The organism is Rheinheimera sp. MMS21-TC3, assembly GCF_032229285.1.
In the GTDB taxonomy this organism is placed as follows: Bacteria; Pseudomonadota; Gammaproteobacteria; order Enterobacterales; family Alteromonadaceae; genus Alishewanella.
In genome coordinates, this window is the sequence record NZ_CP135084.1 from 1,127,201 (window position 1) to 1,141,791 (window position 14,591).

Annotated in this window: 13 protein-coding genes; 5 read left to right on the forward strand and 8 right to left on the reverse strand. The window is 40.3% G+C overall.

Going from position 1 to position 14,591, the window contains the following annotated elements:
• Positions 1 to 79: 79 nt before the first annotated feature.
• On the forward strand, positions 80 to 1,348 hold the full coding sequence (gene hutI / locus RDV63_RS05730; RefSeq protein ID WP_313908549.1) for an imidazolonepropionase: 1,269 nt from the start codon (positions 80 to 82) through the stop codon (positions 1,346 to 1,348).
• A 133-nt stretch (positions 1,349 to 1,481) separates the two neighbouring features.
• Here the strand turns inward: hutI and RDV63_RS05735 are convergent, their stop codons facing one another.
• Together RDV63_RS05735 and rraA are read right to left on the reverse strand one after the other, a co-directional pair.
• Entirely contained in the window at positions 1,482 to 2,540 is a 1,059-nt protein-coding gene (locus tag RDV63_RS05735) for a formimidoylglutamase (RefSeq protein WP_313908550.1), read from the reverse strand.
• 42 nt (positions 2,541 to 2,582) lie between these two features.
• Complete coding sequence (gene rraA, locus RDV63_RS05740; RefSeq protein WP_313908551.1) at positions 2,583 to 3,068, reverse strand: ribonuclease E activity regulator RraA; 486 nt, start codon at positions 3,066 to 3,068, stop codon at positions 2,583 to 2,585.
• Positions 3,069 to 3,231: 163 nt separating this feature from the next.
• Between rraA and RDV63_RS05745 the strand changes: the two genes are divergently transcribed.
• Entirely contained in the window at positions 3,232 to 5,238 is a 2,007-nt protein-coding gene (locus tag RDV63_RS05745; protein WP_313908552.1) for a bifunctional diguanylate cyclase/phosphodiesterase, read from the forward strand.
• On the opposite strand, the gene RDV63_RS05750 is transcribed toward RDV63_RS05745, so the two are convergent.
• The 5 genes from RDV63_RS05750 to priA all read right to left on the reverse strand — a co-directional run bounded on the left by RDV63_RS05750 (position 5,235) and on the right by priA (position 10,382).
• On the reverse strand, positions 5,235 to 5,621 hold the full coding sequence (locus RDV63_RS05750; RefSeq protein ID WP_313908553.1) for a DUF971 domain-containing protein: 387 nt from the start codon (positions 5,619 to 5,621) through the stop codon (positions 5,235 to 5,237). The genes RDV63_RS05745 and RDV63_RS05750 overlap by 4 nt on opposite strands.
• A gap of 2 nt (positions 5,622 to 5,623) precedes the next feature.
• Complete coding sequence (hslU, locus tag RDV63_RS05755; RefSeq protein WP_313908554.1) at positions 5,624 to 6,964, reverse strand: HslU--HslV peptidase ATPase subunit; 1,341 nt, start codon at positions 6,962 to 6,964, stop codon at positions 5,624 to 5,626.
• An 11-nt stretch (positions 6,965 to 6,975) separates the two neighbouring features.
• The gene (gene hslV / locus RDV63_RS05760) at positions 6,976 to 7,494 is read right to left on the reverse strand and encodes an ATP-dependent protease subunit HslV (protein ID WP_313908555.1); all 519 of its coding nucleotides are present in this window, start codon (positions 7,492 to 7,494) and stop codon (positions 6,976 to 6,978) included.
• A 61-nt stretch (positions 7,495 to 7,555) separates the two neighbouring features.
• Positions 7,556 to 8,125, reverse strand: a complete 570-nt coding sequence (locus tag RDV63_RS05765) for an SPOR domain-containing protein (protein ID WP_313908556.1) — start codon at positions 8,123 to 8,125, stop codon at positions 7,556 to 7,558.
• 82 nt (positions 8,126 to 8,207) lie between these two features.
• Positions 8,208 to 10,382 carry a primosomal protein N' gene (gene priA, locus RDV63_RS05770; protein ID WP_313908557.1) on the reverse strand — a complete coding sequence of 725 codons (2,175 nt, stop codon included), beginning with the start codon at positions 10,380 to 10,382 and terminating at the stop codon, positions 8,208 to 8,210.
• 209 nt (positions 10,383 to 10,591) lie between these two features.
• Here priA and rpmE point away from each other — a divergent pair, with 209 nt between their 5' ends.
• Both rpmE and RDV63_RS05780 read left to right on the forward strand, forming a co-directional pair.
• The gene (gene rpmE / locus RDV63_RS05775; protein WP_313908558.1) at positions 10,592 to 10,804 is read left to right on the forward strand and encodes a 50S ribosomal protein L31; all 213 of its coding nucleotides are present in this window, start codon (positions 10,592 to 10,594) and stop codon (positions 10,802 to 10,804) included.
• Positions 10,805 to 11,112: 308 nt separating this feature from the next.
• The gene (locus RDV63_RS05780; protein WP_313908559.1) at positions 11,113 to 12,354 is read left to right on the forward strand and encodes a malic enzyme-like NAD(P)-binding protein; all 1,242 of its coding nucleotides are present in this window, start codon (positions 11,113 to 11,115) and stop codon (positions 12,352 to 12,354) included.
• Positions 12,355 to 12,441: 87 nt separating this feature from the next.
• On the opposite strand, the gene metJ is transcribed toward RDV63_RS05780, so the two are convergent.
• On the reverse strand, positions 12,442 to 12,777 hold the full coding sequence (gene metJ / locus RDV63_RS05785) for a met regulon transcriptional regulator MetJ (protein WP_313908560.1): 336 nt from the start codon (positions 12,775 to 12,777) through the stop codon (positions 12,442 to 12,444).
• A gap of 364 nt (positions 12,778 to 13,141) precedes the next feature.
• On the opposite strand from metJ, the gene RDV63_RS05790 reads away from it, so the two are divergent.
• Positions 13,142 to 14,467, forward strand: coding sequence for a hypothetical protein (locus RDV63_RS05790; RefSeq protein ID WP_313908561.1), 1,326 nt, complete (start codon positions 13,142 to 13,144; stop codon positions 14,465 to 14,467).
• Positions 14,468 to 14,591: the final 124 nt, after the last annotated feature.

Below are 14,591 nucleotides of genomic sequence, written 5' to 3' on the forward strand. Positions count from 1 at the left end.
TTGGTTGTATATACAAGTGGTTCGCGGTAATTTAGTTTAAAATAACATGATAAAGCTGACAACTTGATGGCAGATTGTGATGAGCTTTCAAGTTATTGGCAGCCGTTTCAATGTAACAGGAGTGAATATGCAACAGTTTGATGCTGTATGGCTAAATGCCAATATTGCCACTATGCAAGAGACAGAAAATGCTTATGGCACTATTAATAATGCGGCTTTAGCCATTAAAGATGGCGTTATTGCTTATGTTGGGCCGCAAACGAACTTGCCCGAGTTTGAACGTAAGACCACAGCTGTTTATGACATCGCAGGGCAGTGGATTTTACCCGGTTTTATTGATTGTCATACCCATTTAGTTTATGCCGGTAGTCGGGCTAACGAGTTTGAAATGCGCTTAAAGGGAGCTAATTATCAAGATATAGCCGCAGCGGGTGGGGGAATTAAGTCAACTGTTGCCGCTACGCGACAAGCTTCAGAGCAGCAATTGTTTAAGTTGGCACAGCAACGTTTAAATACCTTATTAAGCCAAGGGGTCACTACAGTAGAAATAAAGTCTGGCTATGGCCTAGATTTAGCCAACGAAGAAAAAATACTTAAAGTCGCCGCCTTATTAGATCAACAGCACCCTATTAGCATTAGTAAAACTTTTCTTGGCGCTCATGCTTTACCTACTGAGTATGCCAATGACGCAGATGGTTATATTGATGCTGTTTGTGCCATGCTGCCGATTTTGCAGCAGCAAAATTTAGTTGATGCGGTGGATGTATTTTGTGAAAACATTGGTTTTAGCATAGAGCAGACTCGTAAAGTTTTTGCCGCCGCAACAGCTTTAGGCTTACCGGTAAAAGCCCATGCTGAGCAATTATCGAATTTAGGCGGCAGTGCCTTAGTGGCTGAGTTTGCTGGCTTATCGGCAGATCATATTGAGTTTTTAGATCAAGCAGGCGTGCAAGCTATGGCTAAAGCCGGCACGGTTGCGGTGTTATTGCCAGGTGCTTATTACTTTTTACGAGAAACTCAGCAGCCGCCGATTGAGTTATTACGTCAGAACGGTGTCGCTATGGCTTTAGCGACAGATTTAAATCCGGGCACCTCGCCTTTATGCTCACTACCGTTAATGTTAAATATGGGCTGTACTTTATTCCGCTTAACGCCAGAAGAAGCCTTGTTAGGTGTCACCCGTCATGCGGCAACCGCTTTAGGCTATAAAGATCGCGGTATATTAGCTACCGGTATGCGAGCTGACTTTGCTTGCTATGATATTACCCAGCCAGCAGAGTTGTGCTATCAATATGGTGTAAGTAATTTAAGCCAGCTATTTATAGCCGGTAAAGAAGTAAATAGTTAATTTAGCCAAAGACTCGCCTAGCTAGAATTTATCTACTAGCTAGGCAGGGTAGTTTAAACATCAAGCGGCTAAGCTAGGTTAAACTATGCTAGGTTAAACTAAGCAAAGCTAAGCCAAATTAGACTAAGCCAAGTTAGACTATCGGCGGCTGCTGTTGTTTGCCTTGAATAAATGCAAAGGTTAAAGCCGCTAATACTTGGCCCGCTTCATTCATGCCCGCAGCTAAGCCTGCCGGATGTTGGCTAGGCGCTGCTTCGGCTAAATGTAAATATTGACTGCGCGGCAATTTAGCCAGTTGAAACACAAACTGCTCGGCTGCAGATACGCTAACACCACAATTAGTAAAGGCACTAACGGGCATTGAGCTTATGCTGTCGGTGTCTACTTCAATACCAATAGCATTATTGCCCTGAACAATAGAATCAATGCAGTGGCTCAGCGCTTGATTATAGCTGTATTGTTGGCGAACAAAAATTTGTTGATAACTAATAAACTCAGCACCCGCTTGCGCCATTAAGGCTAAATTGGCCGCTGAATTTTTTAATTCATGCAAGCCTAAAACAAAATAGTGCTGTAATTTTTGTTGCTGCCAAGCATAGCTAAAGCCATTGCCACTGTGTCGGCCTTCTAAAGCGCGAAAATCAGAATGTGGATCAAGATTAGCGCAATTAACCGGCTGTTGACTGACCTTGGCCAGCGCACTGATTATTGGATAACTATTATTATGGCCGCCGCCAATAACGATAGGGTAAAGTTCTGCGGCAAAAATTTCTGCCACGACTTGCTCGACTCTTTGGTCGATAATCTCGACTAATTGACGTAACTGTTCAAGTTGTGCTGTAACATTAGGCTTAAGTTCACTCGCTTGGGCTTGTAAATCGCTACAGTCAATATCACCAAGCAGCAGAATTTGCTTAGCATTAATAAAGTCGTTGCTTTGTAGGTTAAGAAACTTAGCTAAGAAAGCCGTCCAGCCAGCGCTGGCGCCTGCTGCACCTAAGTTAGCTCTGGGGCCTATATCTTCACTAATGCCCACTAAGACATAACGACAGCCTTGTTGTTTGCTTTCTTGTAATTGCTCGGCTAAAGGGCTGCTGCTATTGGGTAGTAAAATCTGCTGACCTAAGCGTTGCTCGCCGGCTCTAGTTTGGCATAGTGCACTAAGTTGTTCTGGTGCAAAAAGTTTAAGCATGACATAACTCTTGAACTAAATTCATCATTCAATATTAATTTATTATTCAATATCTAAGGCGTCTGGTGACATAATAATGCCAGTATTATCTGCATAGAGGTGATCGCCTGGCAAAAAGGTCACGCCGGCAAAATTGACTGGTACTTCAACCTCACCAAAGCCTAGATCATCAGCACCAACCGGAATGGCATTAACCGCTTGAATACCAATATCGAAGTCTTCTAATAGATCTAGATCCCGCACGCTGCCATAACAAACAATGCCTTCCCAGTTATTTTCTGCTGCCATTGCTGCTAATTCGGCATCAATAATAGCGCGTCTAGTTGAACCGCCAGCATCGATCAATAATACTTTACCTACGCCTGGCTCAGATAAAGCTTGACGAACTAAACCATTATCTTCAAAACATTTAATAATAGTAATTTGGCCACCAAATGAACGACGCCCACCATAATTGGCAAAAATAGGCTCTACAACATCAATTAAATCGGCATAAAGATCACATAGCTCAGAGGTATTATATTCCATTGCAAACTCCAGTATTATCGTTGCTGGACACTAGTATACTCTTTGTAACCTAAGGCTCAAACTACTATTAAAAGTAAAAAATATAATAAATAGATTTCTATTTGTTGTAACTAGAAGCGGTAGTTTGTTATTGTATTTATAAATATACTTTAGGGTAATTATAGTGACAGCTGAAATTTTTGCTCTATTTGCCGTCTATTCTACTCAAGTTGCAATTGCTCTGCTTCTTAGTTATTTGCTATGGCACTTTAGCCGTATTTATCAACAAAGTTATATTAAATCTTGGTTTTTTGCTTTTAGCGCATTTTCTGTATACCAAACCAGCTTAATTTTAGCGTCTGATTACTTTGCTAAGCCTATTATTGAAAATATTATTGATATTGTGGTGGTGGCCAGCAGTTATAGCTTTACCATCTTTTTATGGCGAGGCATGGCCCAAACTAGGCCAGAGTTGGCTAAAGTTAGTAAAATCTTAACTAGCCAAGCTATTCTTTATACAACGGTATTAGCTGGTGTTATTACTATATTACCGTTTCTATTTTTACCTGCTCTAGCAACTTGGCAAACTTACTTTCAGTTTGAACTGCGTATTTTTATTATGGGTGTTTTTTTGGCCGTTGCTGCAGCCAGTATTTGGCAGCAATTACAAAAATCACTTGGCCAAAGATTATCAGTTATTGTTATGTTAATTTGGGGCACCTTGTATATTGTTTATGCAGTGTGGATGATAACGTCCCAAGACCGTCACCATTCCTTTCAGTTTCTGCTATTAATCAAAAGTATAGAATTGTTTTTACTCTGTGGTATGGGCTTGGCTTTACTTATATGGCTGCAAGAGCATGAGCGTCATACCAATATGCAATTAACTAAGAAAACCCATTACTTAGATAATCATGATCAGCTAACAGGCGCACTTAACCGCGAAGCTTTATTATTACAACTAGGCGAACAGTTACAATTACAGCAAGATAAACCTGTTTATTTATTAATGTTGGGTTTAGATAAATTTAAAACTGTTAATGAATCGGTAGGCATTAAGCAAGGCGATAAAATATTAAGTTTATTAGTGGAGCGCTTTAGGCAAAGCATTATTAAACCAATATTAATTGCCCGCACCGGTGGTGATATTTTTGCTTTAGTTATTACCGATATTAATAATGATAAACAACTGCAGTTTACTTTAGAGCATATTACTCAATTAGTAGAAAAAAACTTTGTGCTTGATACCGGAATATTACAGTTAAGCTGTAGTATTGGTTTGTCTTGTTACCCGGAACATGCTGCTTCTGCTGATACATTATTGCAAAAAGCCAATATTGCTTTTCATCAAGCGAAACGGATCCAAAACTCTTGGTTAGTTTATCAACCCGGGATGGAAGATGAAACAAGCCGGTTAATTAGCTGGGAAAATGATATTTTTACGGCAATGGAAGAGTCGCAGTTTGTGTTGTATTTTCAGCCACAACTATGTTTGCACCAAGACAAACTAGATGGTTTTGAAGTACTAATTAGGTGGCAGCATCCGACTAAAGGCTTGCTCATGCCGGGTGATTTTTTACCTTTTGTTGAGCAATTAGGGTTAAGTCGGCAACTTGATGTTTGGATATTGCACCAAGCGATTAAGACGTTACAAAACTGGCATCAACAAAATATATTTATTCCTTTAGCGGTTAATATGTCGCCGCTACATTTCCAAAAAGATGGATTAAAAGCCAAAATTCAGCAATTTTTACTGCAATATAATGTATCACCACAAATGCTAGAACTTGAGATTACAGAAAATACAGCTATGCATGATATGGAAATAGGCTCTAACCATGTGATGGAATTACAACAAATGGGAATTAGAGTATCGATTGATGATTTTGGTACAGGATATTCATCTTTGGCTTATTTACGGCAAATGCCAATAGATAAAATTAAAATTGATCGTAGTTTTATTGCTGAGATGGCTAACAATGACTCGGATGTAATAATTGTTAGGACTATGGTCAAATTGGCTCATGGTTTGGGTAAACGAGTATTAGCCGAGGGGGTAGAAACAGCAACCCAGTTAGAGTTACTGCGTAATATGGGCTGTGATTCAATTCAAGGCTATTATTATGCTAAACCGTTACCAGAAGCTGAAGCTATGGCGTTTAATAGTATTCAATTTAAATCGGCGACCTAAAACGGTTTAAATTTAATAGCAATACTAGCTTCACGGTTAGCATTAGCTGCACTAAGTTGTTGCAGATAATCTTGCCAAAGTACTGTTTGGTTAGTTGCTAATTGATGCAAATATTGCCAGCTATAAATACCAGTGTTATGGCCATCATCAAAAACCAGTTTGACCGCATATTGGCCTACAGCGCTAAGCTGTTTAATGTTGACCTGCTTTTTGTTGGTAACTAAGACAGGGTTGCCATGACGGCGAACTTCTGCAGAGGGTGAGAACACCCGCAAAAATTCAGCCGTCAGGCTAGTTTGGCTTTGATCAGAAAATTGAATATCCAGCACACGACTTTGCTTATGATAATGTAGCCTTGTAACTTGGATTTCTGATTGATTCATAATTACAGAATATACCGACTTAAATCATCATCTTTAACTAGTGCGCCTAAATGTTTTTCAACATAGGCAGCGTCAATATTTATCTGTTCACCTGTATGATCGGCAGCGTCATAGGAGATCTCATCTAATAAACGCTCCATAACTGTATATAAACGTCTAGCACCGATATTCTCAGTGGTTTCATTTACTTGCCAAGCTGCAGCAGCTAAACTTTTAATACCTTCTGCCGTAAAGTGTAGCTTTACGCCTTCAGTAGCCAGCATAGCTATGCTTTGCTCGGTTAGTGAAGCTTTAGGTTCTGTTAAAATACGTTCAAAATCGTTAGCACTTAGCGCTTCTAATTCAACTCGAATAGGTAAGCGGCCTTGCAGTTCTGGCACTAAATCTGACGGCTTACTCATTTGAAAAGCGCCAGAGGCAATAAACAGGATATGATCAGTTTTTACCATGCCATGTTTCGTATTAACGGTACAACCTTCAATTAGCGGTAATAAGTCACGTTGCACGCCTTCACGCGAAACATCTGGACCACTACTTTCACCACGTTTACATATTTTGTCAATCTCGTCTAAAAATACTATACCATTTTGCTCAACGGCTTCTAAAGCTTCAGCTTTTAATTCTTCAGGGTTAATTAAGCGGGCAGCTTCTTCATCAATTAATTGCTTTAAAGCATCTTTAATTTTCAGTTTACGCTTCTTTTTTTTGTCGTTACCTAAGCTTTGGAACATGCTTTGTAACTGGGAGGTCATTTCTTCCATCCCAGGAGGTGCCATAATTTCCACACCCATGTTAGCTTGCATTAATTCTAGCTCGATATCTTTATCATCCAGCTGGCCTTCACGCAGTTTTTTGCGGAAAATCTGTCTAGTATGACTATCTGTTTTGCTACTATCACTGCTTGTTGAGTCTTGCCAGTCTGATTTCGCTGCTGGTAATAAAATATCTAAGATCCGCTCTTCAGCCGCTTCTTCTGCGCGATAACGGTTTTTGGCAATAGCTTGTTCACGAAACATTTTTACTGCACTATCGGCTAAATCACGAATAATGCTTTCAACTTCTTTACCTACGTAACCTACTTCGGTAAATTTAGTCGCTTCGACTTTAATAAAAGGCGCATTAGCTAATTTAGCTAAACGACGAGCTATCTCAGTTTTACCTACCCCAGTTGGGCCTATCATTAAGATGTTTTTAGGCGTGATTTCTTGCCGTAACTCTGGGGCAAGTTGCATCCGGCGCCAGCGGTTACGTAAGGCAATAGCGACAGCACGTTTGGCATTAGTTTGGCCAATAATGTGTCGATCTAATTCATGAACAATTTCTCTTGGCGTCATATCAGACATAATATACCTACTTATAATTCTTCAATAGTCTGGTGTTGGTTGGTATAAACACAAATATCACCAGCGATAGTGAGGCTTTTTTCAACGATTTCACGGGCACTTAATTCGGTATTTTGTAATAAGGCTGTAGCTGCGGATTGCGCAAAAGGACCGCCACTACCAATAGCGATTAAGTCGTTTTCAGGTTGGATAACATCACCATTACCGGTGATGATTAATGAGGTATTGGCATCAGCTACAGCCAATAAAGCCTCTAGTTTGCGCAGCATACGATCAGTACGCCAGTCTTTAGCAAGCTCTACTGCTGCTCGCATTAAATTACCTTGATGAACTTCTAGTTTGGCTTCAAAACGCTCAAATAAAGTAAAAGCGTCTGCCGTGCCGCCAGCGAAGCCAGCAATGACTTTGTCATTATAAAGACGGCGAACTTTACGAGCGTTGCCTTTCATTACGGTGTTACCAAGTGAAACTTGGCCATCGCCGCCGATAGCAACTTGGCCATCGCGGCGAACTGAAACAATAGTGGTCATAGTATGTTAAACCCTGTGCATAATTAGCGTAGAGTCTAAATGAGGCTGCTATCGACTATTTTCAAGACCAGTTCCAAATCTGGCAGGTATTAATATTTTGTTGGCGTAAACGGTTGCGATCGGCAGTGGCTTGACGCTTTGATTCATAAGGCCCTAATACAACTCTATACCAGACACCATTAGTGCCCTCGGAGCGGCGAACTTCAGCGGTAAAACCAGAAAAAGCAATTTTGGCTTTCATTTCTTCAGCCTGATTTTGACTGCGAAATGAGCCACACTGCATTTGATAAGGCCCTGCTGCGGCTTGTTCAGTGACTTCAACTTTCACTTCTTTATTTTCTAATTCTTTAATATATTGATAAGGCTCAGATGTTGGCTTTGCCGGTAAGGGGTCTAGCTTGGGTGTAACAGCAACTTGTTTGGCTGGTTCTGGCACAACTTCAACCGTAGGCTGTTGGTTTAAATACCATAAAAAATAGCCAAACCCAGCAACAATTATAGTGGCCAATATTATAGCTAGCCATGGCAAAGGTGTAGTTGGCTGTTTAGCCTTACCACGCTTTGTTGTAGGCTTGCGTTTATTAGTTTTAGGTTTAGCGCGATTGGTCTTTACGTAATCTTTATGTGCCATGAATTATTACATTACCTCTTAATTTATACGTACATTCTACAAGCTTCAGCTATAAAAGACACTGGGCAACTGGCAACTTTAGTTAGCTAAGATCTATTGGGTCTACATCAAGTTGCCATTTAACTTTTCGGGTTAATGGCCAGCTAACTAATTGCGCCAATAATGTTTCTAAAGCGTTATGTAATACGCTGCGACTGACACTATATAACTGTAGCTGCCAGCGGTATTTACCGGCACGTCGCTCTAAGGGGGAAGGAATAGGGCCGAGCAATTGTAAGTTTGGCATGTTATGGATTAAGTCGCCAACCTGAGTTAGCCATTGCTGGCAATGTTGAGAGTCATGAGCTTCAGCCCTGAATAGGGCTAAAAATTGATAAGGTGGTAACTGGGTATGTTGCCGCTCTAATAAAGCGCTGCGAGCAAAAGCGGCATAGCCATTTTGGATAATATCTTGCAATAAGCTGTGTTCAGGGTACTGGGTTTGCAGTAAAACTTTGCCTTGGCTACCGCCTCTGCCGGCACGACCGGCAACTTGGGTTAATAATTGAGCAAGTTGTTCTGGCGCCCTAAAATCACTGCTATATAAAGCGCCGTCTACATCAACAATAACCACTAAACTCACATTAGGGAAGTGATGGCCTTTGGCTAACATTTGAGTGCCAACAATTAGCCTAGCGCCAGGGCTGTTAATATCATCTAGAGCGCTGTTTAGTGCGCCTTTACGCCGAGTACTATCGCGGTCGAGTCGGGTAATTGCGGTATCAGGAAATAAGGTTTGTAGGTTTTGCTCTAATTGCTCGGTACCTTGGCCTAAAGGAACTAACTGGGTGCTGCCACAGCCACCACATTGCCGAGGGATTGCTTTACTAGCACCACAATGGTGACAAATAAGTTGTCGGCTTTGTTTATGATAAGTAGTAAAAGCACTACAGCGGTGACATTCAGTTAACCAGCCACACTCTTGGCAGCTTAATGCGGGTGCAAAGCCACGGCGATTAAGAAATAGCATTACTTGCTGGCCTAAACTTAATTGTTGGCGAATATTCGCTAAGCTAAGATCGGCTAAACCAAATTGTAGTGTTTGTTGCTTTAAATCGACTAATGTGAATTTAGGAAGCTGGTAGCCTGTTGCTCTATCTGGCAGGTCTAAGTGGATAAAACGTTGGCTGGCTACATTATACAAACTTTCTAAGCTTGGTGTGGCAGAACCAAGCACTATAGGGCAATGCTCTAGGGCCGCGCGTTTAATGGCTAGATCTCTGGCATGATAATTAAAGCCATCTTGCTGTTTTAAAGACTGGTCATGCTCTTCATCAATAATAATAAGCCCCAGCCGCATAAAAGGCAGAAATAATGCCGAGCGGGTACCTATAATAATAGCGGCGGCTCCAGAGCCTGCTTGCTGCCAGCAATGTAAGCGTTCACTATCGGTTAGTGCTGAGTGCCAGCATAAAATAGGTAAATCAAACCGAGCTTGAAAGCGAGCTAAGGTTTGTGGGGTTAAACCTATCTCTGGCACTATAACTAAAACTTGTTGCTGTTTGACTAATAGCTCAGCGATACATTGTAAGTAAACTTCGGTTTTACCCGAGCCGGTCACGCCTTCAATTAAAAAACGTGCAAAGCGACCTTGAGCTTGATTAATGGCAGTAACAGCCAGCGCTTGGTTAGCTGTCAGTTGTAAGCCCTTAGTGAGTTGTAGTGGTGGCTCAAAGGGGGCAGCTGGCACAGGGTAGGCTGTCACAAGCTCTTTTTTGATTAATTGATTTAAAATAGCCCGGCTAAATTGTTGCAATAGCATAGATTCGGTTAAATCAGACTGTTGTAATGTTTGCCACAGAGCGTGCTGTTGCCGTGCTCGGCGTAAACTAGTACTGTCTAACGCTTTACCTGTGCTAGTTAAACGATAGGCTAAGGGTTGATAATCAGCTAAATTTCGCCCCTCGCGCAATAAGGCGGGTAAGGCGCTAATAAGCACTTCGCCTAAGGGGTAGTGATAGTATTTAGCGGCAAAACTGAGTAATTCACGCAGTAAGCTTGGTAATACAGGTTTATGATCAATAACAGTAATAACGGTTTTAAGTTTGTCAATCGCAAAACTGCTGTCAGGTGCCACTTGCCAGACAATTCCTACTAGCTGGCGTGAGCCAAAAGGCACTAGCACTCGACAGCCAACAGCCGGTGCTAAATGCTTGGCAGCTAGGTAGTCAAAATGCTGTCTTAGTGGTACTGGCAGGGCGACTCGAATGATAATCACAACAGAGCTCACATTAATACAGAGCTAACAAGTGTAAGGACAGAGCGAATAAATGCCAAGTAAAACAAAAAATCGTATTTAATCTCTACTAGATATTGCAACTTTATTGGTGATGCATTAAGCTACGCGCCCTAAATTAACTGAAATTACGTATGGTGTCTGGCAACTGATTTGACCGGATAGCGATGCGGCCTAACGAGGTAACCCCAATGAAATCAGGTATTCATCCAGAATATAAAGAAATTACGGCAACTTGTACTTGCGGTAATAGCTTCAAAACAAAATCAGCACTATGCAAAGACATTCACTTAGACGTATGTTCAGCATGTCACCCGTTTTACACTGGTAAGCAAAAAGTGTTGGATATTGGTGGCCGCGTAGATCGCTTCAAAAAACGTTTCTCTGTATTGGGTAACCGTTAATTGGTATCCAACAGTCATAAAAAAAGCACCTAAGGGTGCTTTTTTTATGACTGTAATTTGTACAGTACAATTTAATTGTGAGTTATAAGGGCTAAAAATATATATTTAAAGTAAAGCTTGCTATAACTGTATTGTTTTACGGCTAAAGTAGTATTGTCATTATAAAGCCTGTTTGCTGGTACGATCAGAGAGAATCTAGTTCTAATCTGTTTTTGCCCTTATTACACTATGTCACTTTTGCATAATGTACATGGCTAATAATAATAATCGCCTTTACATTAGCTCACTTCAACTAGCAGGATAAAAAGATGTCAGATTTCACAGAACAAGCATTACGTTATCATGCCGAACCTACGCCAGGCAAAATAGGCATCCAGATTACCAAGCCAGCTGAAACAGTGACCGATCTCGCTCTTGCCTATAGTCCAGGTGTTGCTGCCCCAGTTAGAGAAATTGCCGATGATGTCGATAATGTCTATAAATACACAGCTAAAGGTAATTTAGTTGCTGTTATTACAAACGGTACCGCCATCTTGGGGTTAGGAAATTTAGGCCCTATGGCTTCTAAGCCAGTAATGGAAGGTAAGTCGTTATTATTTAAACGTTTTGCCAATATAGATTCAATTGATATTGAAGTTACTCACCGCACCACGGAAGAGTTTATTAATACCGTTGCTAATATTGCTGATACTTTTGGCGGAATTAATTTAGAAGATATAAAAGCACCAGAATGCTTTGAGATTGAAAAAGAATTAATTAAGCGCTGTAAAATTCCCGTTTTTCATGATGACCAACACGGCACAGCTATCGTTACTGCAGCCGGCTTATTAAATGCGCTAGAGATCCAAGGTAAAGATATCGCTAAAGCCACTATTGTTTGTATGGGAGCGGGTGCTGCGGCTATAGCTTGTATGGAGTTATTGATTAAATGTGGCGCTAAACGTGAATATATTTATATGCTAGACACTAAGGGTGTTATTCACACTAGGCGTGAAGATTTAAATAAATATAAAACCTTATTTGCCAATAATACTGATAAGCGTACTTTAGAAGATGCTATAACGGGTGCGGATGTGTTTGTTGGGGTATCAGGCCCTAATGTACTTTCAGCTGAAGCATTAAAGCTAATGGCCGATAATCCGGTTATTTTTGCTTGCTCTAACCCTGATCCTGAAATTGAGCCGGAGTTAGCTCATGCTACTCGTGACGATATTATTATGGCAACTGGGCGCTCTGATTATCCTAATCAAGTTAATAATGTTTTATGTTTCCCATTTATTTTCCGCGGTGCCTTAGATGTGCGTGCTAGTGAAATTAATGCTGAAATGAAAATTGCGGCTGTTGAAGCAATTAGACAAATTGCGAAAGAGCCTGTGCCAGGTGCGATTTTAAAAGCATCAAACGTGGATAAGTTGGAATATGGTAAAACCTATATTATTCCAAAACCAATGGATCCTCGTTTATTATCTCGAGTAGCTAAAGCGGTTGCACAAGCGGCCATTGACTCTGGTGTGGCACGCTTGCCTTTACCTGAAGGCTATATGGATTAACTAAATTGATATTAGCCTGCTGTTGCCAGCAGGCTAATATCATTGTTTTACTGCTTAAATAGATTAATTGTACTTAAAAAGTACTGTTTATTCTTCATCTGGATCTGCGTCAATAATAATTGGAATATCTTTACCCTGACTGGTGAGTATTTCACGAACTTCTTGTGGTATTTGATGCGGGTTATCTTTTCGTAAATCATCATCAGCTGGCAGTGGCTGCCCTGTGAACGCGTGTAAAAAAGCTTCGCATAATAATTCACTATTAGTGGCATGTCGTAAATTATTGACTTGGCGACGAGTGCGCTCATCAGTTAATACTTTTAATACATTAAGCGGAATTGATACAGTTATCTTTTTAACAAGTTCAGATTTCTTTCCGTGTTCCGCGTAAGGGTGGATATATTCACCATTCCACTTAGCCATAATGGTACCTTGTGTTAGTTATTATCAGTTTATTGCCTTAGCAAGTGGCGAAATTCTATCGTGTTATGTCAGCGAGTCAAATAATGCAGCATAAATAATATTTTTAGCTAGTAAAATAGCTTGAACTATAAATTTAGCTGCGTAAAATAAGCCGTCTAGCCGTCTATTTGTGCTGGTTTATAATTTGCCCAAATAAACAATATAACCAGAACTCTATAATAGTGCTATTGATTCAAAATTGGCTCTGTATTAAGCCGATATTAATTGAGAAGCACTAATAGATTAAAGTTAGCAAGCTCGGGTTAAAGTGAGCATCACTAAGTTGATATAAATTAAAGCGTAAAATGCATAATGGTAATGAAACATGTTGAATACAATTAAGCGGGAAGAAAATAGCGAAAATCGAAATGTTGTTGCACAGGTGCATAAGTTTGGCGGTAGCAGTTTAGCAAACGCATCTCGCTTTCATGCCGTGTTAGAACTCATTTTACAGCAAGACAGCAATCAACCTATATGGGTAGTGGTATCGGCCCCTGGAGATTGTACAGATGACTTGCTCGCTATTATTGAACAACCAAACGACGCTGACCGACTCATCGCTATACTTGCATTACAGCAAAAATTAACTCGACTAATTATTGGCTGTTTACCCGCTAAAATTGCCGCCAATTGTAATCTAAAAATTAAAGCTTGGTTGCAAGATATTCCTTTGTTATTAAGGCTAGGGAAGCCTAACGATGTGCTGGCGATAGGTGAAAATATATCTGCGTTAGTGTTAAGTGAATTATTACTGTCAAAAGGTGTTGCTGCAGTTAAGTTAGATGCGCGAGACTTTTTATATTTCAATAATTATCAATTCGAATTTGTCTACAGCCAACAAAAATTAATAGCACATATCCAACCTGATACTATTCATATCGTCACAGGGTATATTGCCAAAGACATGGCTAATAACACTATCACCCTTGGTCGTAATGGTAGTGACTATAGTGCTACTTTAGTCGGTAGTTTAATTAAAGCTAACAGCATTAGCATTTGGACCGATGTACCCGCTATATATAGTGCAGATCCAAGATATTTTACTCATGCCCAGCCTTACGTTGCGGTTAATTGGCAACAGGCTTGTTTATTAGCGCAATTAGGTAACCCAGTATTACATCCCCGAACCTTATACCCACTACAGCAAGGTAAGGCTAGTTTACTAGTGAAAAGTAGTTTTAATAGCCAAAAACGTGGTAGTGCGGTTGTGTTGAATGCTAAAAGCCAAGATTTTCTGACCACTATACCCCAGGCCCAACTAGTCAGTGTGCCTATAAATGATCCTTTGTGCATCGATACGGTGGCGCAGCAGATACAGGTGCCATTAAGTCTATTTGATCAAACTAAGGAGCAACAACGATGGTTAGTGCCTTTAGCGGCAATAACGCTGTTACTGGAATATTTAGCAAAGAAAATGCTAAAAGCGACTTTAGATCCACAACTTTATTTTGCTATTGCTTGGCTAAAAGCAGAACATACTAGTGGCCAATGCGATGCAGATAGAATACTAGAGCCCAATAGGGTTCAGCACCGTACTGAAAATGACGAAAAAATTATTTGGCTGTTAGCTGAGCCCTTAGCGAATGAAGAACTCAATAAGTTACATGATACTATTTTAAACAAGGCAATTTTACACACTACGCTTTTATAAAATGTAACTGTAAAAGGTGTTTTATGTTAACTATTAGTTTCAATGGTTTAAGTTGTTTATTTTCATAAGTTGACGCTAAGTTAGCATTCAAGACTATTACTCTATTGATATAGCTGTTTCAACA

Excerpts from the sequence above, each read along its gene's own strand:
- RDV63_RS05780 (WP_313908559.1), top strand. The coding sequence starts at position 11,113 with ATGTCAGATTTCACAGAACAAGCATTACGTTATCATGCCGAACCTACG.
- hslU (WP_313908554.1), bottom strand. The coding sequence starts at position 6,964 with ATGTCTGATATGACGCCAAGAGAAATTGTTCATGAATTAGATCGACAC.
- rraA (WP_313908551.1), bottom strand. The coding sequence starts at position 3,068 with ATGGAATATAATACCTCTGAGCTATGTGATCTTTATGCCGATTTAATT.
- RDV63_RS05790 (WP_313908561.1), top strand. The coding sequence starts at position 13,142 with ATGTTGAATACAATTAAGCGGGAAGAAAATAGCGAAAATCGAAATGTT.
- RDV63_RS05750 (WP_313908553.1), bottom strand. The coding sequence starts at position 5,621 with ATGAATCAATCAGAAATCCAAGTTACAAGGCTACATTATCATAAGCAA.
- rpmE (WP_313908558.1), top strand. The coding sequence starts at position 10,592 with ATGAAATCAGGTATTCATCCAGAATATAAAGAAATTACGGCAACTTGT.
- hutI (WP_313908549.1), top strand. The coding sequence starts at position 80 with ATGAGCTTTCAAGTTATTGGCAGCCGTTTCAATGTAACAGGAGTGAAT.
- RDV63_RS05735 (WP_313908550.1), bottom strand. The coding sequence starts at position 2,540 with ATGCTTAAACTTTTTGCACCAGAACAACTTAGTGCACTATGCCAAACT.
- hslV (WP_313908555.1), bottom strand. The coding sequence starts at position 7,494 with ATGACCACTATTGTTTCAGTTCGCCGCGATGGCCAAGTTGCTATCGGC.
- RDV63_RS05765 (WP_313908556.1), bottom strand. The coding sequence starts at position 8,125 with ATGGCACATAAAGATTACGTAAAGACCAATCGCGCTAAACCTAAAACT.
- metJ (WP_313908560.1), bottom strand. The coding sequence starts at position 12,777 with ATGGCTAAGTGGAATGGTGAATATATCCACCCTTACGCGGAACACGGA.